Genomic DNA, 19458 nt, shown 5'->3' with positions numbered 1-19458 from the left:
CGCAGACCGGTCCGCAGCAGCAGTCTTCGCAGCAGGGTCCGCCGACCCCGCCGACCGGCTTTCCCAGCTACGGCCAGCCGCCGTCGTCCGGGTCGAGCCAGGGCTCTCAGGGCAGCGGTCAGGGGAACTCCGGAAATCACGGAGGCTCCGGCCAGGGCCAGCAGCACAGTCAGGGCCAGCAGCCGCAGTCACCGTCCTCCCCGTCAGGCCCACCGCCGTCCTAACCAGGCGCTTCCGCGCCTAGCCAGCCACGTGCGCAAAGACTGACGCAGGTGCAGGACAGTCGAGCAGCGGGCGCACACCAGGCACGTGACCTTCTTCGGGTCGCGTTCGGACCGGCTCTGGTGGCGCTGGTCGTCATCGCCGCTGTCACCCTGCTGCAGTTGCTGATCGCCAACAGCGACATGACAGGCGCACTTGGCGCCATCGCCAGCATGTGGCTCGGTGTGCATGGTGTGCCGATCTCCATCGGTGGTCGCCAGCTGGGCGTCATGCCGTTGCTTCCGGTGCTGCTGATGGTGTGGGGGACCGCGCGGACCACCGCACTGGCCACACCGCCGATGGCGTCCTGGTTCGTCATCCGCTGGATCGTGGCGTCGGCGCTGGGGGGACCGTTGCTTTTTGCGGCCATGTCCTTGGCCGTCATCCACGATGCAGGGTCGGTGCTCACCGAGCTGCAAACGCCCAATGCATTGCGTGCGTTCGCGGGCGTGATTGCTGTGCATGCCATCGGCGCCGCGGTCGGGGTGGGATCGCGGGTCGGGCCTCGGGTACTGGCGGCCTCACCACTGCCGCAGTGGCTGGGTGGTTCACTGCGCGCCGCAGCGGCGGGCGTATTGGCACTGTTTGGCCTGTCCGGGCTCGTAACGGCGGCGTCGCTGGTTGTGCACTGGGGCACGATGCATGAGCTCTACGCGATCACCGGTTCGATCTTCGGCCAATTGAGTCTGACGGTGCTGTCGGTGCTGTATGCGCCGAACGTCATCGTCGGTACGGCTGCCGTCGCGGTGGGGTCCAGTTCACACGTGGGATTCGCGACGTTCAGTTCGTTCACTGTCTTCGGCGGCGAAATCCCGGCATTGCCGGTCCTGGCCGCGGCTCCGTCGCCGCCGCTTAGCCCGGTGTGGGTTGCGTTGCTGATCGTCGGCGCGTCGTCGGGTGTGGCGCTCGGGCAACAATGCGCGCGTCGGGCGCTGCCGCTCGTTTCGGCGATGGCCAAGGTGCTGGTGGCCGCGGCTTTCGCCGCATTGACGATGGCGCTGCTCGGGTACGCCGCCGGCGGACGGCTGGGTAACTTCGGCGACGTCGGCGTGGATCAGGGCACGTTCGGCATCGCGGTGTTCCTGTGGTTCTCGGTCGTCGGCGCGATCACCGTGGTGATGGCAAACGGAGTCAAGCGCAGTCCCAAAACGGTTAAGCCGCCGCCCAGTCCGCGACCACCGGAGGAAGTCGGGGAGCCAGCTGCACCGGATCAACCGGATCTCGACGACGTCCCCGATACGGCCGATGAAGCCGAAGTGCATCCGGTCGACGGCGTAGAAGACGATGTCGATATCGCGACCGCTGAGCAGCCGCCGAAGAATCCCGACTGAGCTTGATTGGCCGGCTCCTCCTCGTGCCGCGAGCGGCACTCGTCGTCGCCGGACTACGGCTTGATTGGCCGGCTCCTCCTCGTGCCGCGAGCGGCACTCGCCGTCGCCGGACTAGGCTCGCCTCGTGCAGCAACCCCTCCGCGTGCCCCCAAGCGCGCCGGCACGGCTGGTGGTGCTGGCCTCGGGTACCGGTACGCTGCTCGCATCTCTGCTGGAGGCGGCCGTCGGCGACTATCCCGGGCGAGTGGTCGCAGTCGGCGTGGACCGCGACTGCCGGGCCCTCAAAATCGCCGATGACGCATCGCTACCCACCTTCACAGTCCGGCCGGCCGACCACCCTGACCGTGACGCATGGGATGCCGCCATCACCGCTGCAACCGCCGCACACACCCCGGACCTGATCGTCTCTGCTGGTTTCATGAGAATACTTGGGCCGCAGTTTCTTTCGCGTTTCTCGGGGCGCATCGTCAATAGCCATCCGGCGCTGCTGCCGGCGTTCCCGGGTGCGCATGCGGTGGCCGATGCGCTGGCCCATGGCGTGAAAGTGACCGGCTGCACTGTCCACCTGATCGACGCCGGCACGGACACCGGACCAATCCTGGCCCAACAGGCTGTTCCGGTGCTTGAGGATGACGACGAAGCAACCTTGCATGAACGCATCAAGGTGGTGGAACGGCGACTATTAGCGGATGTGGTGGCTGCGGTGGCAACCGGTGGAGTGACGTGGAGCGGACGAAAGGCGACCATAGGATGAGCATCGACGATGCGCAGGGCTCGCAGAAAAGGCCGATTCGCCGCGCGTTGATCAGTGTCTACGACAAGACCGGGCTGGTCGAGCTCGCCCGCGGCCTGCATGCCGCAGGCGTGGATATCGTCTCCACCGGTTCCACCGCGAAAACCATTGCCAACCAAGGTATTCCGGTCACACCTGTGGAAGAGGTGACCGGGTTTCCCGAAGTTCTCGACGGTCGAGTCAAGACGCTGCACCCACGGGTGCATGCGGGGCTGCTGGCCGATCTGCGCAAACCGGAGCACGCCGCCGCACTTGAGCAGCTCGGCGTCGCAGCATTCGAACTGGTCGTGGTCAACCTGTATCCGTTCACCGAGACCGTTGACTCCGGCGCGGAAATCGACGAGTGCGTCGAGCAGATCGACATCGGGGGACCGTCGATGGTGCGTGCCGCTGCCAAAAACCATCCCAGCGTGGCGGTGGTCGTCGACCCGTCCGGCTATGACGGCGTGCTGGCCGCGATCCGCAACGGCGGCTTTACGCTTGCTGAGCGGAAACGGCTCGCAGCGTTGGCGTTCCGGCACACCGCTGAGTACGACATCGCGGTCGCAACCTGGATGGGGTTGGTGTTGGCGCCAGAGCAGCCTCCAGTCGCGCTCCCCGAGTGGTTCGCCGGAAATTGGCGACGCTCAGCGCTGCTGCGCTACGGCGAAAACCCGCACCAAGAGGCCGCGCTCTACAGCGATCCGCGCGCCTGGCCCGGACTGGCGCAGGCTGAGCAGCTGCACGGAAAGGAAATGTCCTACAACAACTTCACCGACGCCGACGCGGCCTGGCGTGCGGCCTTCGACCATGAGCAGATCTGTGTGGCAATCATCAAGCACGCTAACCCATGTGGGATCGCGATCTCGTCGGTGTCAGTCGCAGACGCACACCGCAAGGCACACGAATGCGATCCGCTCAGCGCCTTCGGCGGGGTGATCGCTGCCAACACAGAGGTCAGCGTCGAGATGGCCGAATATGTCAGCACCATCTTCACGGAGGTGGTCGTCGCACCAGCCTATGCTTCCGGCGCGCTCGACGTGCTGGCCCGCAAGAAGAACATCCGGATATTGCTCGCCTCCGAGCCGTTGCGCGGCGGCACTGAACTGCGGCAGCTCAGCGGCGGGTTGCTGATGCAACAACGCGACAGCCTCGATGCGCTCGGTGACGACCCTGCCAACTGGACGCTGGCAGCCGGGACTACGGTCGATCCGGAAACCTTGCGCGACTTGGTTTTTGCTTGGCGGGCTTGCCGTGCGGTCAAGTCCAACGCGATCGTGATCGCCTCCGACGGCGCCACCGTCGGGGTGGGCATGGGCCAAGTCAACCGGGTCGACGCGGCCCGGTTGGCAGTCCAACGTGGTGGCGAGCGCGTCCGCGGAGCGGTCGCGGCCTCCGATGCGTTCTTCCCGTTCCCCGACGGGCTGGAGACGCTGGCAGACGCGGGCGTCAGGGCCATCGTGCATCCCGGCGGCTCGGTACGCGACGAGGAGGTGACCGCGGCGGCCGCCAATGCCGGTGTGACGCTGTATTTGACCGGGGCGCGGCATTTCGCCCATTAGCTACTCCGTCGAGCCGCCGCACCTCTCTCAGTAGGCGCCGAGTGTGCAGTTGTGTGGCGCGAAAGCGCGGTCCGCGTGCATCAAGTCGACGCTCGGCAGCCAGTGCGCCAGCGCGACGATCGACGACCGGACGCCTGCAGTAATCCAGCACACTATGACGCCGGTCGAAGGCCGTCGTAGCGTGGAGTGGTGACTTCACCGCATAATCTGCCCCGTACCGTCCGCGAATTGCGCGCCGCCGGGCATCGCGAACGGGGGGTCAAACAGGAAATCCGGGAGAACTTGCTGGCACGCCTCGCCGAAGGCGCAGGCGGTGAAGCTATCTGGCCGGGCATCCTGGGCTTCGACGACACCGTGTTGCCGCAGCTGGAACGGGCGCTGATCGCCGGGCACGACATCGTGCTGCTCGGTGAACGCGGGCAGGGCAAGACCCGGCTCCTGCGCGCCCTGGTGGGCTTGCTCGACGAATGGACGCCGGTGATCGCCGGGGCAGAGCTCGGCGAACATCCCTATTCGCCGATCACCCCGGAATCGATCCGGCGGACCGCCGAGCTCGGCGACGACCTGCCGGTGGCCTGGAAGCATCGCAGCGAGCGCTACACCGAAAAGCTGGCCACGCCCGACACCAGCGTTGCCGACCTGGTCGGTGATATCGACCCGATCAAGGTCGCCGAGGGCCGCACCTTGGGAGACCCGGAGACGATCGCTTACGGCCTCATACCGCGTGCGCACCGCGGCATCGTCGCGGTCAATGAACTGCCCGACCTGGCCGAGCGCATTCAGGTGTCGATGCTCAACGTCATGGAGGAACGCGACATCCAGGTCCGCGGATACACGCTGCGGCTGCCGCTGGACGTACTGGTAGTCGCCAGCGCCAACCCCGAGGACTACACCAACCGCGGCCGGATCATCACTCCTTTGAAGGACCGGTTCGGCGCTGAGATCCGCACCCACTACCCGCTCGAGCTCGAGGCCGAGATGGGCGTCGTCATCCAGGAGGCCCACTTAAGCGCCCAGGTGCCGGAGCATCTGATTCAGGTGATCGCGCGGTTCGCCCGGTACCTGCGCGAGTCGAAGTCGGTCGACCAGCGCTCGGGGGTGTCGGCACGGTTCGCGATCGCGGCGGCTGAAACGGTGGCGGCCGCGGCGCGGCACCGCGGCGCGGTGCTGGGCGAGACCGATCCGGTGGCCCGGGTGGTCGACCTCGGCACGATTATCGACGTGCTGCGCGGCAAGCTGGAATTCGAATCCGGTGAGGAGGGCCGTGAGCAGGCTGTGCTCGAGCACCTACTGCGTCGCGCCACCGCCGACACCGCGTCCAGGGTGCTGGGCGGAATCGACGTCGGCTCCCTGGTCGCGGCGGTGGAAAGTGGTTCGGCGGTGACGACGGGCGAGCGGGTGTCGGCGAAGAATGTGCTGGCTGCGTTGCCCGACCTGCCCGTCATTGACAAAATCGCGAAGCGGCTGGGCGCCGAATCCGAGGGCGAACGCGCCGCGGCGCTCGAACTGGCGCTGGAGGCGTTATACCTGGCGAAGCGTATCGACAAGGTGTCTGGAGAGGGCGAAACCGTCTATGGCTAAAGGGCACTCATCGCGGTACTCGGCGTATACCGGCGGGCCCGACCCGCTGGCTCCGCCGGTGGACCTGCGTGAGGCGCTCGAGCAGATCGGCCAGGACGTCATGGCCGGCACTTCGCCGCGGCGCGCCCTGTCGGAATTGCTGAGGCGTGGCACCAAGAACATGCCCGGAGCTGACCGCTTAGCAGCCGAGGCCAACCGGCGCCGACGGGAGTTGCTGCGGCGCAACAACTTAGACGGCACGCTGCAGGAAATCAAAAAGCTCCTCGACGAGGCAGTGCTGGCAGAGCGCAAGGAACTGGCCCGCGCACTCGACGACGACGCCCGTTTCGGCGAGCTGCAACTCGACTCGTTGTCGCCGTCACCGGCCAAGGCCGTCCAAGAGCTGTCCGACTACAACTGGCGCAGCAACGAGGCCCGCGAAAAATACGAGCAGATCAAGGATTTGCTCGGTCGCGAAATGCTTGACCAGCGGTTTGCCGGGATGAAGCAGGCGCTGGAAGGCGCCACCGAGGAGGACCGTCGGCGGGTCACGGAGATGCTTGACGACCTCAATGAGCTGTTGGACAAGCATGCGAGAGGACAAGACTCCCAGGAAGACTTCGAGAACTTCATGAACAAGCATGGCGAGTTCTTCCCGGAGAACCCCCGCAATGTCGACGAATTGCTGGATTCGCTGGCCAAGCGTGCTGCCGCTGCGCAGCGTTTCCGCAACAGCTTGAGCCCTGAGCAGCGCGCCGAACTGGATGCCTTGGCGCAGCAGGCTTTTGGATCGCCGGCGCTGATGCAGGCGTTGGAGCGGCTGGATGCTCATCTGCAGGCGGCGCGTCCGGGAGAGGACTGGTACGGAAGCTCGGAATTCTCCGGTGACAACCCGTTGGGCATGGGCGAGGGCGCTCAGGCGCTATCCGACATCGCCGAGCTGGAACAGCTGGCTGAGCAACTGTCGCAAAGCTATCCGGGCGCCACCATGGACGACGTTGATCTCGACGCACTGGCCCGCCAACTCGGCGACCAGGCGGCCATAGACGCGCAGACGCTCGCCGAGTTGGAGCGTGCGCTGCTCAACCAGGGCTTTTTCGATCGCGGTTCCGACGGGCAGTGGCGGCTCTCGCCGAAGGCGATGCGCAGGCTCGGTGAGACGGCGTTGCGTGATGTGGCGCAGCAGCTTTCGGGACGACGTGGCGAGCGCGACCATCGGCGTGCCGGCGCTGCCGGTGAGCTGACCGGTGCTACGCGGCCGTGGCAGTTCGGTGACACTGAGCCGTGGAATGTCACTCGCACGCTGACCAACGCGGTGCTGCGCCAGGCCGGAACCGCGACGGCTCAATGGCCTATCCGAATCACGGTTGACGACGTCGAAGTCTCCGAGACCGAAACACGCACGCAGGCTGCGATTGCGTTGTTGGTGGACACGTCGTTCTCCATGGTGATGGAGAACCGCTGGATTCCGATGAAGCGGACAGCGCTCGCGCTCAACCATCTGGTGAGTACTCGATTTCGCTCGGATGCCTTGCAGATCATCGCTTTCGGGCGCTACGCACGGACCATGACCGCCGCCGAGTTGATGAGTCTGGAAGGTGTGTACGAGCAGGGCACCAACCTGCACCACGCCTTGGCGCTGGCTGGCCGCCATCTGCGGCGACACCCTAACGCGCAGCCGGTGGTGTTGGTGGTCACCGATGGTGAGCCGACGGCGCACCTCGAAGATTTCGACGGCGATGGCACCGCAGTGTTTTTCGACTACCCGCCGCATCCGCGGACCATTGCTCATACCGTTCGGGGATTTGACGATATGGCGCGCCTCGGCGCGCAGGTGACCATCTTTAGGCTGGGCAGTGATCCTGGCCTGGCGCGGTTTATCGACCAGGTCGCGCGGCGGGTTGAAGGACGCGTCGTGGTGCCTGATCTCGACGGGCTGGGCGCTGCGGTGGTCGGCGACTATCTGCGGTCTCGCCGGCGACGGTAGTCGGCCGGAATAGGCGGAGAATCGGGCTTTTGCTACTGGTGGCCGGGGCCCGGCGAAACATCGCTGGAGGAGCTAGCTGCGGGCTTTGCGGTTCTTCCGCTTGATGCCGACGCCGCCCCAGAGCGAGAACCCCCGAATGGTCACCTTCGGTGCGCCCGGTATGCCTTCGCTGTTGACGCCGTGGTCGAAGCCGCCCATCACGCCGCGCCCGCGGATCTCGACGTTGACTTCGGGCGGCAACAAGATGGTCTGCCCGCCCATGACCGAATACGCGTGAATATCCACCTCGGTGGAGGTGAAGTCGGCGTACCGCAGGTCGATGACACCGCCGCCCCACAACGCGAACGTGGTGAGCTTCTTGGGCACGGGCCAGCGGCCGCGTCGTTCGAACGCGCCCATAATGGCCAGCAGAAGTGTGGACGGCGCTGGTTTGCAGGCTGCACCGCGGTGAGGGATAACGGATGCACCGGGCAGGTCCGAGCGGAGCCGATCCAGTTCCTGGTAGGTGGTCGCAGCGTAGGCCTTGGTAAGCCGGTCCTCGTACTCGCTGAGCTGTAGGCGGCCCTGCGCCGCGGCGTCGGTAAGCAACTGCGCAACCTGTATGCGGTCGGTATCTGCAGCGCGCGACTCGTCCCGCACCTCGCGCTGGGCTTCCTTGCTCATCACTGTTGAGCCTACGACGAAGAAATTCGGCTGCAAGGCGACTTAGCTAAACTGCATCGCCGGCTGCAGGTGCGGACCATCTCGGCGGGCGTTTCTGCAGGAAGGCGAGCATCCCCTCGCGAGCTTCGTCGGAGACGAACAGCCGAGCCGACTCGACGCTGAGCCGCTCGGCATCGCGGTCGAATCCCTCCAGCACTGCGGCGGTGGTCAGTGCTTTCGATGCGGCCAATCCCTGCGGTGAACCGCGTCCCACCTCCGCAACAAGCGCTGCCACTGCTGCCTCGACGTCGTCAGCTGCCATCGTGATCAAGCCGATAGCGGCCGCTTCATCACCGTCAAATTTCTCACCGGTCAGGTAATAACGCGCCGCCGCTCTGGCGGACATCTTCGGCAGCAAGGTCAGGGAGATGATGGCCGGAGCCACTCCGATGCGTGCTTCGGTCAGTGCGAAGCTGCTGCGTGGACCGGCCACCGCGATGTCGCAGGCGCCGACCAAGCCGAAACCACCGGCGCGGACGTGGCCGTTGATGGCCCCGATCACCGGAAGCGGCAACTCCACGATCGCGCGCAGCAGTGCGGCCAACTCCCGGGCGCGCTCGGCGGCCATCTCGAAGGGATCGCCCTCGCTGGCTTCGGATAGATCTGCACCCGCGCAAAACGTACCTCCGGTGTGGCTGAGCACCACCACGCGCACCTGCGGGTCGGCGGACGCGTCCCGCAGTCCTTGGTGCAGCTGGCTGACCAGCGTGCTGGAGAGCGCGTTGCGGTTATGCGGTGAGTCGAGCGTCAGCCGGGCAACATGTCCGTCGACTACGTACTGAACGAGCGTGTCCATCAGTAAGAGCGTGGCAGACCCAGCGATGTCTGCGCGATGAAGTTGAGCACCATTTCGCGGCTCACCGGAGCGATCCGCGACAGCCGTGATGCTGTGAGCGCCGCGGCGATCCCGTATTCCTTGGTCAGCCCGTTGCCGCCCAACGATTGCACCGCTTGGTCGACTGCACGCGCAGATGCTTCGCCCGCAGCGTATTTCGCCATGTTGGCTGCTTCGGCGGCGCCCATGTCGTCGCCGGAGTCGTAGAGCGTTGCCGCTTTCTGCATCATCAGTTTCGCAAGCTCGATTTCAACGTAGTTCTGCGCCAATGGATGCGAGAGCCCCTGGTGTGCACCGATCGGCGTGCCCCACACTTTGCGGGTCTTGACATAGTCGGTGGCTTTGTTGAGGGCGAATCGTCCCATGCCGACCGCGCTTGCTGCGCCCATAATCCGCTCCGGGTTCAGTCCGGCGAACAGTTGCGCGATTGCGGCGTCTTCGGAGCCAACTAACGCATCGGAGGGCAGCCGAACATCGTCGATGAACACCTGGAACTGGCGTTCGGGACTGATCAGCTCCATTTCTATTGCGGTATAGGTGAAGCCGGGCGCATCAGTTGGCACCACGAACAGCGCGGGCTTGAGTTTTCCGGTCTTGGCCTCTTCGGTGCGGCCCACCACCAGTACAGCCTGGGCCTGATCGACGCCGGAGATGAAAACTTTTTGGCCGGCAAGGATCCAGTCGCTGCCGTCGCGGCGGGCGGTGGTGGTGATCCGGTGGGAGTTGGAGCCGGCGTCGGGTTCGGTGATGGCGAACGCCATCGTGATCGAACCGTCGGCGATGCCAGGCAGCCATCGTTGTCTCTGCTCGTCGGTGCCGAACTTGGAAATAATGGTGCCGTTGATGGCGGGTGACACCACCATCATCAACAGTCCGCAGCCGGCCGCCGACATTTCTTCCATCACCAGCGACAGCTCGTACATCCCCGCTCCGCCGCCGCCGTACTGTTCGGGAAGGTTCACCCCAAGGAAACCGAGTTTGCCTGCCTCGTTCCATAATTCGTCGGTGTGCTGATGCGCGCGCGCCTTTTCCAGGTAGTAGTCAGGCCCGTAGTTGGACACCAGCGCAGCGACCGCTTTGCGCAGCGCCTGGCGTTCTTCGTTTTCGATAAAGCTGGTGTCGGTCATGATTGTCCGTCTCCTTCTGCAGAGGTCTGAGAGGCGTCGACGCGAGCCAGGATGGCACCGACTTCGACTTGTTGGCCGGGGCTGACGTCGAGTTGGGCCAGCACCCCGTCGGTCGGCGCGGTGATGGTGTGCTCCATCTTCATCGCTTCCAGCCAGACCAGCGGTTGGCCGGCGGTCACGGTGTCACCGACTTGCGCGCCCACCCGAATGACGTTGCCCGGCATCGGCGCTACCAGCGAACCCTGTTCGACGGCCGAACCCGGCTCCGGGAAGCGCGGCAGCACCACCAAGTGGACGGGGCCGTGCGGTGAGTCGACGTAGATATCGTCGCCGTATCGGGCGACGCTGAACCGGCAGGCCACGCCGTCGCCATCGGCGATCACCACCTCGTTGGCGGTGTGGAACACCAGGTGCACCGCGTCGTTGTCGGGAAGTTCCAAACCGCTTCTGGTGAACCGGTATCGGATGCGATGCTCGTCGCCGCTGTGGTCGCGGAAGTCCTTGACCTGATAGCCCGACGCCAGGTTGCGCCAGCCGCTGGGAATGGACCCGAACACGGCGGCCGTCGCGCGGTTGTGCGCCGCGTCGGCAAGCGCCGCCGCGACCGCGGACAACCGCACCGCAGCTGCGTCGCAAAGCGGTGCGGCCAGCTCGGCCAGCCCGTGGGTGTCGAAAAACGCGGTGTCCGTGGCCCCGTCGAGAAATGCCGGGTGCCGCAGCACGTTGACCAGCAGATCGCGGTTGGTGCGTACCCCGTGCAAGCGGGCGCGGGCCAGTGCGTCGGCCAGCACCCTCGCCGACTGCCGGCGGGTCCGGGCGTAGGAGATGACTTTGGCCAGCATCGGATCGTAGTGGATGGACACGGTTGATCCGTCAACGATGCCGGAGTCCAACCTGATCCCGGTGCGCCGGCCGAGGGTTTCGAATTGCGCCCGCACACCGGGAACTTCGATGGTGTGCACGAGACCGGCCTGCGGCTGCCAGCCCCGAGCGGGGTCCTCCGCGTATAAGCGCGCCTCTATGGAATACCCTTGCGCTGCAGGCGGTTCGGGATCCAAGCTGGCGCCGTCGGCCACCGCCAGCTGCAGTTCGACGAGGTCGACGCCCGTCGTCTCCTCCGTGACCGGGTGCTCGACCTGCAGGCGGGTATTCATCTCCAAGAAGTAGAACTCGCCGTCGTCGTCGGCGAGGAACTCCACCGTGCCGGCACCGCTGTAGCCGATTGCGGCGGCGGCCAGCCGGGCGGCGTCGAACAGCTTGGCCCGCATCCCGGGTGTGCGCTCGACCAGCGGGGAGGGTGCCTCTTCGATGATCTTCTGGTGGCGGCGCTGGATGGAGCATTCCCGTTCTCCGACAGCCCATACGGTGCCATGGGTGTCGGCGAGCACTTGGACTTCGACGTGATGCCCGGTGGACAGATAGCGCTCGCAGAACACCGTCGGATCGCCGAACGCGGACTGCGCTTCGCGCTGGGCAGCGGCGACCTCCCGCGGCAGCGCCGACAATTCGTGGACGACGCGCATCCCGCGGCCACCACCGCCCGCCGATGCCTTGACCAATACCGGCAGCTGTTCGTCGGTGACGGTGTCGGGGTCGAGTTCAGCCAGCACCGGCACGCCTGCGGCGGCCATCATCTTCTTGGCTTCGATCTTCGAGCCCATCGCTCGAACTGCTGCCACCGGCGGTCCGATCCAGGTCAGCCCGGCGTCGACCACCGCCGTTGCGAAATCAGCGTTCTCGGAAAGGAATCCGTAGCCGGGGTGGACAGCATCGGCACCGGCGGCCCGGGCGGCGTTGATCAGCGTCGCGATATTGAGGTAGTCGCTGACCCGCGGCAGCCGCACCCGCAGATCCGCCTCGGCGACGTGCGGCGCCGCCGCGTCTGGGTCGGTGTAGACCGCGACGGTGCTCAGGCCCAGCCGCCGACAGGTCGCAAACACCCGCCGGGCGATCTCGCCGCGGTTGGCCACCAGGACTCGAGTGATTCGCATGTGCATCACATCCGGAAGACGCCGAAATTCGAGGTGCCCTGGATTGGGGCGTTCGCGATCGCGGACAAGCACATTCCCAGCACGGTTCGGGTGTCGCGCGGGTCGATGACCCCGTCGTCGTAGAGCATCCCGGACAGCACCAACGGAAGCGACTCGGCTTCGATCTGGCCTTCGACAGCCGCCCGCATCGCGGCGTCGGCCTCTTCGTCTACTTGCTGCCCACGGGCTTCTGCGGCGGCGCGGCTGACGATAGAGAGCACACCGGCCAGTTGGGCGCCCCCCATCACCGCCGACTTGGCGGACGGCCAGGCGAACAAGAACCGCGGATCATAGGCCCGTCCGCACATGCCGTAATGGCCCGCGCCGTAGGACGCTCCGATCAGCAGGGAAATGTGCGGCACCGTGGAGTTCGAGACGGCGTTGATCATCATCGACCCATGCTTAATCATCCCACCCTCTTCGTACTCCTTGCCGACCATGTAGCCAGTGGTGTTGTGCAAGAACAGCAACGGTGTGTCGGAGCGGTTGGCAAGCTGGATGAACTGAGTGGCCTTCTGCGATTCCTCGGAAAACAACACCCCGCGGGCATTGGCCAAAATGCCCAGCGGATAGCCGTGAAGCCGGGCCCAGCCGGTGACCAGCGACGAGCCGTAAAGCGGCTTGAATTCGTCGAATTCGGAGCCATCGACGATACGGGCGATCACTTCGCGAGGGTCGAAGGGGATGCGCAGGTCCGACGGAACGATGCCGATGAGCTCTTCGGCCTCGAACAGTGGCTCGGTCACCGGTCCTGGTGCCGGTCCCAATTTCTTCCAGTTCAGCCGCGCCACGATGCGACGGCCGATGCGGATCGCGTCGAGTTCGTCGACGGCGAAGTAGTCGGCCAATCCCGAGACCCGGGCGTGCATTTCGGCGCCGCCCAACGATTCGTCGTCGGATTCCTCCCCGGTGGCCATCTTCACCAAGGGCGGCCCGGCCAAAAACACCTTCGAGCGCTCTTTGATCATCACCACGTGATCGGACATGCCGGGGATATAGGCTCCGCCCGCAGTGGAGTTGCCGAACACCAAAGCGATCGTGGGGATCCCGGCCGCCGACAGCCGGGTCAGGTCGCGGAACATCCGGCCACCGGGGATGAAGATCTCCTTCTGGGTGGGCAGGTCGGCGCCGCCGGATTCCACCAGTGAAATCACCGGCAGCCGATTTTCAAAGGCGATCTGATTGGCCCGCAAGATCTTTCGTAACGTCCACGGGTTACTCGTGCCGCCTTTCACGGTCGGATCGTTGGCGACGATCAGGCACTCCACACCCGACACCGCACCGATGCCGGCGACGACGCTGGCACCGACGGTGAACGGGGTGCCGTACGCCGCTAGCGGGCTCAACTCGAGGAACGGGGAGTCCGGGTCGACCAGCAACTCGATGCGCTCTCGGGCGGTCAGCTTGCCGCGGGAGTGGTGGCGGTCAACATACTTCGGCCCGCCACCAGCGAGCGCCTTGGCTAGCTCGCCGTCGATCTCGGCGAGCTTGGTGCTCAACGCGGACGCCGCTTCGCTGTAGGAGGGGGAAGCGGGATCGAGCGTGGACTGCAGGACTGTCATTGCCACCGCCGACGATGCAGAGCTATGTTCATGATGTGTATCCAAGCGTCTTGGCGGCCAGTGCGGTCAGGATTTCCGTTGTCCCCCCGCCGATGCCGATGATGCGCATGTCGCGGTATTGGCGCTCGACTTCGGATTCGGCCATGTATCCCATGCCGCCGAACAGCTGAACGGCTTGGTGCGCTACCCATTCGCCGGCTTCCACCGCGGTGTTCTTAGCGAAACACACCTGCGCGATCAGGTTGGTCTCACCCGCAAGCTGACGCTCCACCACATGGCGTGCGTACACCCGAGCGACGTTGATGCGCCGGGCCATCTCGGCGAGCGTGTTCTGCACGGCCTGTCGCGAGATCAGCGGCCGGCCGAACGTCTCCCGGTCGCGGCACCACTGCGCGGTGATGTCCAGGCAGCGCTGTGCACTCGAATACGCCTGTGCCGCAAGGCCGATGCGTTCGGCAACGAACGCCTGCGCGATCTGGGCGAAGCCGCTGTTTTCGGCGCCGACCAAATTGGCTGCAGGCACCCGCGCGTCGGTGTACGACAACTCGGCGGTATCCGAGGACCGCCAGCCCATCTTGTCGAGCTTCCGGGTGACCTCGAAGCCGGGCGTACCCTTCTCGACCACCAGCAGCGACACCCCCGCGGCGCCGGGGCCACCAGTACGCACCGCGGTGACGACATAGTCGGCGCGAACCCCAGAGGTGATGTAGGTCTTGGCGCCATTGACGATGTAGTGGTCGCCATCCCGGACAGCGGTCGTACGCAGATGCCCGACGTCGGAGCCGCCGCCGGGCTCGGTGATCGCCAGCGCGCCGATCTTCTCGCCGGCCAGCGTCGGGCGCACGAACGTGTCGATGAGCCGCTGATCACCAGAGGCTGCCATATGCGGCACCGCGATGCCGCAGGTGAACAGCGACGCGAACACCCCACCTGGCACGCCGGCCTCGTGCAGTTCCTCGCAGATGATCACCGAGTCGGCGCCGTCGCCGCCACCACCGCCCACCGACTCGGGAAAGCCCGCGCCCAGCAGGCCGGCCGCGCCGGCGCGGCGGTGCAGTTCGCGCGGTAACTCACCGATGCGCTCCCACTCGTCGACGTGCGGCAGGATCTCGCGTTCGGCGAAGGAGCGGACCGTCTTTCGAAGCTGGTCGCGCTCGGGTGTAGTCCAGATGTTCACAGCAGCCTTTCCGGGATGTCGACGTGGCGGCTGCGCAGCCATTCGCCCAACCCCTTGGCCTGCGGGTCGAACCGCGCCTGATAGGCCACACCCTGGCCCAGGATCTCGTCGATCACGAAGTTCACCGCCCGCAAGTTGGGCAACACGTGCCGGGTGACCGGCAGATCAGTGGTCTCGGGCAGCAACTCCCGCAGTTTCTCGACGGTCAGCGTGTTGGCCAGCCACCGCCACTGTTCGTCGGTGCGCACCCATACCCCGACGTTGGCCGACCCGCCCTTGTCGCCGCTGCGGGCGCCCGCCACGAGGCCCAGCGGCACCCGGCGCGTCGGGCCGTCCGGCAGCGGCTCGGGCAGCGGCGGCTCGTCGGCCGGTGCCAGTTCCAAAGTCTCAGTGGCGCAAGGAATGTAAGTCCCGGTTCCGTCGGCGTGCACCGCGACGTGCGGCACTTTCGTCGCTTCGACGTAGCCGGCGGTGAACACGCCGTAGACCTGGCCGTCACCCGGCGGGGCAGTCACGGTGAAGCCAGGATAGCTGGCCAGCGCGAGTTCGACTGCAGCCGAAGAGAATTGACGCCCGACGTTTGCCGAGTCGGGATCCCGGGCCACGCAATGCAACAGCGCGCTGGCTGCCTCTTCGGTGTCGGCGTCGACGTGATCGGTTCGGGCCAGGCTCCACTCGAGTTCGGCCGGTTTGACCGTCAAGCTCGATTCCAGCTGCCGTCGTACCAGCTCGGCCTTGGCCTCGATGTCCAGGCCGGTCAGCACGAACGTCATCGAGTTGCGGAACCCCCCGATGCTGTTCAGCGACACCTTCAGCGTCGGCGGCGGGGGTTCGCCGACCACGCCGCTGATCCGCACCCGGTCGGGGCCGTCGGCGGACAGCTCGACGCTGTCCATCCGCGCGGTGACGTCCGGGTTGGCGTAGCGGGCGCCGGCGATCTCGTAGAGCAGCTGCGCGGTGACGGTGTCGACGCTGACCTGTCCGCCCGTGCCGGGATGCTTGGTGATCACCGAGGTGCCGTCGGCGTGGATTTCCGCCAGCGGGAACCCGGCGTAGGTCAAATCCGGGATCTCGGTGAAGAACGCGTAGTTGCCGCCGGTGGCCTGCACGCCGCATTCGATGACATGGCCGGCAACCACCGCGCCGGCGAGCCGGTCGTAGTCGGTGCGGCCCCACCCGAAGTGCGCGGCCGCCGGCCCGACGATCACCGAGGCGTCGGTCACGCGACCGGTGACCACCACGTCGGCGCCGGAATTGAGGCAGTCAACAATGCCCCACCCGCCCAGGTACGCGTTAGCGGTCAGCGGGGTGCCCAGCCCGAGCTCCTCGACGCGGGGCAGCAGATCGTCGCCCTCGACGTGGGCGACGCGCACCGGGACGCCGAGACGCTGCGCCAAAGCGCGCACCGCGTCGGCCAGGCCGGCCGGGTTGAGGCCGCCGGCGTTGGCGACGATGCTCACGCCGCGGTCGTGGGCCAGGCCCAGGCACTCCTCGAGCTGGGTCAAAAACGTCTTGGCGTAGCCGCGCTCGGGGTGCTTCATCTTGTCGCGGCCCAGGATCAACATGGTCAGCTCGGCCAGGTAGTCACCGGTGACGTAGTCGAGGTCGCCGCCGGTGATCATCTCGCGCATTGCGGACAGCCGGTCGCCGTAAAAGCCCGAGCAGTTTCCGATGCGGACTGCAGAACTCATTGGCGCCGCTCCTCCTCGTCGCATCGCTCAAGCATCGTCGCCGGCGCCTCCCACGCGTGCCCTACCTCTGGGCCGCCCTCGCACCAACCAACCGGTAGGTTAGCGGGTACCGCGGGTGTCACGTCAAGGATGCTCCTTTCAGGCGAGAAGCGCCGCCGGCGGGCCAGTTTTGGCTGCCATCTGGGCAGCGACTATCGTGGACAGCAAATATCGCCATTTGCTCTACGAGCCGTTCCTTGGCGATACCCCCGTATTTGAGGAGTAAGGCCTGATCATGGCTGTGCCCAAGCGCAGGATGTCGCGCGCGAACACCCGCAGTCGGCGCGCGAACTGGAAGGCTGCCCGCCCCGAACTTGTCAACGTCACCGTGGCTGGTCAGCAGCACAAGGTGCCGCGCCGGCTGCTCAAGGCGGCTCGCCTCGGTCTCATCGATTTCGACCGTCGCTAGCAGACCGCGGGTCCCACCCGCCGCGCGCTTCTCAGGTCGCTCTCAGGCGATTGGATGACACTGGTGGCCGTGCGAATCCTTGTCGTCGACGACGATCGCGCCGTGCGCGAGTCGCTGCGCCGCTCGCTTTCGTTCAACGGCTACTCGGTGGCCCTGGCTTCCGACGGTGTCGAGGCGCTCGACATGATCGCCAGCGACCGGCCAGACGCGCTGGTGCTCGACGTGATGATGCCGCGGCTGGACGGCTTGGAAGTATGCCGTCAGCTGCGCAGCACCGGCGACGATCTGCCGATACTGGTGCTGACCGCACGCGACGCGATCTCTGAGCGGGTGGCCGGCCTGGACGCCGGCGCCGACGACTATCTGCCCAAGCCGTTCGCGCTCGAAGAACTTTTGGCGCGGATGCGGGCTTTGTTGCGCCGCACCAAGCCTGACGATGCAGCCGAGTCGGTCGCGATGACGTTCTCGGACCTGACGCTGGATCCGGTGACTCGTGAAGTCACCCGCGGGCAACGTCAGATCAGTTTGACCCGTACGGAATTCGCACTGCTGGAGATGCTGATCGCCAATCCGCGACGAGTGTTGACCCGCAGCCGCATTCTCGAGGAGGTGTGGGGATTCGACTTCCCGACCTCGGGTAACGCGTTGGAAGTCTACGTCGGGTATCTGCGTCGCAAGACCGAAGCCGAGGGAGAGCCGCGGCTGATCCACACCGTGCGCGGTGTGGGTTACGTGCTGCGCGAAACACCACCCTGATGTCCCTGTTCCGCCGCCGGCGCCGAGCTCCGCTGCGAGCCACCACCTCGTTGTCTTTGCGGTGGCGGGTGATGCTGTTGGCGATGTCGATGGTGGCGATGGTGGTCGTGTTGATGGCAGCTGCTGTCTACGCGGTGATTTCGGCGGCTGCTTACAAGGAGATTGACAACCAGCTGCAGAGCCGGGCGCAGATGCTTATCGCCAGTGGATCACTCGCCGCTGACCCTGCAAAAGCCATTGAGGGGACTGCTTATTCGGATGTCAACGCGATGCTGGTGAGCCCTGGCCGTTCGGTATACACCGCGCACCAAGAAGGCCAGACCCTACCGGTTGGGGCGCCGGAGAAAGCGGTCATCCGCGGTGACTTGTTCATGTCCCGGCGCACGGCGGGCGATCAGCGGGTGTTGGCGATCCATCTGCCCAACGGGAGTTCGCTGCTGATCTCCAAGAGCCTGGCACCCACCGACGCCGTCATGACGAAGCTGCGGTGGGTGTTGCTGCTCGTCGGCGGGCTCGGTGTCGCGGTCGCCGCGGTTGCCGGGGCAATGGTCACCCGCGCCGGCCTGCGTCCGGTGGCCCGGCTGACCGAAGCGGCCGAGCGGGTGGCGCGCACCGACGACCTACGGCCAATCCCGGTGTTCGGCAGCGACGAATTAGCCAGGCTCACAGAAGCATTCAACTTGATGCTGCGGGCGCTGGCCGAGTCCCGAGAACGCCAGGCGCGTCTGGTCACCGACGCCGGTCATGAACTGCGTACCCCGCTGACGTCACTGCGCACCAATGTCGAGCTGTTGATGGCCTCGATGGAGCCCGGAGCACCGCCACTGCCGGAGCAGGAGATGGTCGATCTGCGTGCCGACGTGCTGGCCCAGATAGAGGAATTGTCCACGCTGGTAGGCGATTTGGTAGACCTCACCCGATACGATGCGGGCGAGGTGGTGCACGAACCGGTCGACATGTCCGAGGTGGTCGACCGCTGCCTTGAGCGAGTCCGTCGGCGTCGCAACGACATTCAATTCGACGTCGAGGTAATTCCGTGGCAGGTATACGGCGATTCCGGTGGTTTGTCGCGCGCCGTGCTGAATCTTCTGGACAATGCGGCCAAGTGGAGCCCGTCCGGTGGGCGGGTCGGCGTGCGGATGCGACAGCTCGATGCTGCCTACGCCGAGCTGGTGGTGTCTGACAACGGCCCGGGCATCCCACCGCATGAGCGCAACCTGGTGTTCGAGCGGTTCTTCCGCTCCGCATCGGCACGGGCGATGCCCGGTTCCGGCCTAGGCCTGGCAATTGTCAAGCAAGTGGTGCTTAAACACGGCGGCGCACTACGTGTGGAAGACACCATCCCGGGCGGTCAGCCGCCGGGCACCTCGATGTACGTGCTGCTTCCGGGACGTCCGATACCCGGTGCGACGTATCCCACACCTCCGGTCGATGCCGCCCACACCGCGAACTCGGAAAACTCTCCGAGTTCCGTGAACGTTGTCTCAGTCGATTCTCAGTCCACGCAGGCAAGGTAGTTGCGGCTACTGTTAAGTGCGACGCCACCTTAAAGAAAGAGCGACCCAGCGACATGACGAATCACCCGAGGTATTCGCCACCGCCGCAGCAGCCGGGATACCGTCCAACGCCCAACCAATCGACGGCGCCCGGTTATACC

15 protein-coding genes and 1 pseudogene are annotated in these 19458 nt (G+C 65.9%); 9 read left to right on the top strand and 7 right to left on the bottom strand.

Annotation, left to right across the window (positions count from 1 at the left end; genetic code table 11):
- From VFA16_RS10130 to VFA16_RS10105, 6 genes and pseudogenes are all read left to right on the top strand, one after another.
- Positions 1 to 224, top strand: a pseudogene (locus VFA16_RS10130) (hypothetical protein); the annotation flags it as partial.
- 39 nt (positions 225 to 263) lie between these two features.
- A complete protein-coding gene (locus VFA16_RS10125) occupies positions 264 to 1592 on the top strand; it encodes a DUF6350 family protein (RefSeq protein ID WP_414687684.1) in 1329 nt (442 codons plus the stop codon).
- A gap of 124 nt (positions 1593 to 1716) precedes the next feature.
- A complete protein-coding gene (purN, locus tag VFA16_RS10120; RefSeq protein WP_324967683.1) occupies positions 1717 to 2346 on the top strand; it encodes a phosphoribosylglycinamide formyltransferase in 630 nt (209 codons plus the stop codon).
- Positions 2343 to 3926: a bifunctional phosphoribosylaminoimidazolecarboxamide formyltransferase/IMP cyclohydrolase gene (gene purH, locus VFA16_RS10115; RefSeq protein ID WP_324967682.1), complete on the top strand. Its 1584-nt coding sequence runs from the start codon at positions 2343 to 2345 to the stop codon at positions 3924 to 3926. The genes purN and purH overlap by 4 nt, the downstream gene beginning before the upstream one ends.
- A gap of 186 nt (positions 3927 to 4112) precedes the next feature.
- Positions 4113 to 5507: a sigma 54-interacting transcriptional regulator gene (locus VFA16_RS10110; RefSeq protein WP_324967681.1), complete on the top strand. Its 1395-nt coding sequence runs from the start codon at positions 4113 to 4115 to the stop codon at positions 5505 to 5507.
- Positions 5500 to 7473 carry a VWA domain-containing protein gene (locus VFA16_RS10105; RefSeq protein WP_324967680.1) on the top strand — a complete coding sequence of 658 codons (1974 nt, stop codon included), beginning with the start codon at positions 5500 to 5502 and terminating at the stop codon, positions 7471 to 7473. Before VFA16_RS10110 ends, VFA16_RS10105 begins: the two co-directional genes overlap by 8 nt.
- A gap of 72 nt (positions 7474 to 7545) precedes the next feature.
- On the opposite strand, the gene VFA16_RS10100 is transcribed toward VFA16_RS10105, so the two are convergent.
- Genes VFA16_RS10100 through VFA16_RS10070 form a run of 7 tightly spaced genes read right to left on the bottom strand, consistent with a single transcriptional unit; the run spans position 7546 to position 16597 of the window.
- The gene (locus tag VFA16_RS10100) at positions 7546 to 8136 is read right to left on the bottom strand and encodes a DUF1707 domain-containing protein (protein WP_324967679.1); all 591 of its coding nucleotides are present in this window, start codon (positions 8134 to 8136) and stop codon (positions 7546 to 7548) included.
- Positions 8137 to 8182: 46 nt separating this feature from the next.
- Positions 8183 to 8971, bottom strand: a complete 789-nt coding sequence (locus VFA16_RS10095; protein WP_324967678.1) for an enoyl-CoA hydratase family protein — start codon at positions 8969 to 8971, stop codon at positions 8183 to 8185.
- Positions 8971 to 10137: an acyl-CoA dehydrogenase gene (locus VFA16_RS10090; protein ID WP_324967677.1), complete on the bottom strand. Its 1167-nt coding sequence runs from the start codon at positions 10135 to 10137 to the stop codon at positions 8971 to 8973. Before VFA16_RS10090 ends, VFA16_RS10095 begins: the two co-directional genes overlap by 1 nt.
- A complete protein-coding gene (locus VFA16_RS10085; protein ID WP_324967676.1) occupies positions 10134 to 12128 on the bottom strand; it encodes an acetyl/propionyl/methylcrotonyl-CoA carboxylase subunit alpha in 1995 nt (664 codons plus the stop codon). Before VFA16_RS10085 ends, VFA16_RS10090 begins: the two co-directional genes overlap by 4 nt.
- Before the next feature lie 5 nt (positions 12129 to 12133).
- Positions 12134 to 13729: an acyl-CoA carboxylase subunit beta gene (locus VFA16_RS10080; protein WP_324967675.1), complete on the bottom strand. Its 1596-nt coding sequence runs from the start codon at positions 13727 to 13729 to the stop codon at positions 12134 to 12136.
- Positions 13730 to 13757: 28 nt separating this feature from the next.
- On the bottom strand, positions 13758 to 14906 hold the full coding sequence (locus VFA16_RS10075) for an acyl-CoA dehydrogenase family protein (protein ID WP_324967674.1): 1149 nt from the start codon (positions 14904 to 14906) through the stop codon (positions 13758 to 13760).
- A complete protein-coding gene (locus tag VFA16_RS10070) occupies positions 14903 to 16597 on the bottom strand; it encodes an acyclic terpene utilization AtuA family protein (RefSeq protein ID WP_324967673.1) in 1695 nt (564 codons plus the stop codon). The genes VFA16_RS10075 and VFA16_RS10070 overlap by 4 nt, the downstream gene beginning before the upstream one ends.
- Before the next feature lie 274 nt (positions 16598 to 16871).
- On the opposite strand from VFA16_RS10070, the gene rpmF reads away from it, so the two are divergent.
- The 3 genes from rpmF (at position 16872) to VFA16_RS10055 (ending at position 19318) form a co-directional block, all read left to right on the top strand.
- Positions 16872 to 17045, top strand: coding sequence for a 50S ribosomal protein L32 (rpmF, locus tag VFA16_RS10065; RefSeq protein WP_324967672.1), 174 nt, complete (start codon positions 16872 to 16874; stop codon positions 17043 to 17045).
- 69 nt (positions 17046 to 17114) lie between these two features.
- A complete protein-coding gene (gene mprA / locus VFA16_RS10060; protein ID WP_083087252.1) occupies positions 17115 to 17801 on the top strand; it encodes a two-component system response regulator MprA in 687 nt (228 codons plus the stop codon).
- Positions 17801 to 19318 (top strand): HAMP domain-containing sensor histidine kinase, encoded by a 1518-nt coding sequence (locus VFA16_RS10055; protein ID WP_324967671.1) that lies wholly within the window; start codon positions 17801 to 17803, stop codon positions 19316 to 19318. Before mprA ends, VFA16_RS10055 begins: the two co-directional genes overlap by 1 nt.
- Positions 19319 to 19458: the final 140 nt, after the last annotated feature.

The organism is Mycobacterium sp. (assembly GCF_035653355.1).
Taxonomy (GTDB): Bacteria; Actinomycetota; Actinomycetes; order Mycobacteriales; family Mycobacteriaceae; genus Mycobacterium.
This window is presented reverse-complemented; position numbering and strand designations above follow the sequence as displayed.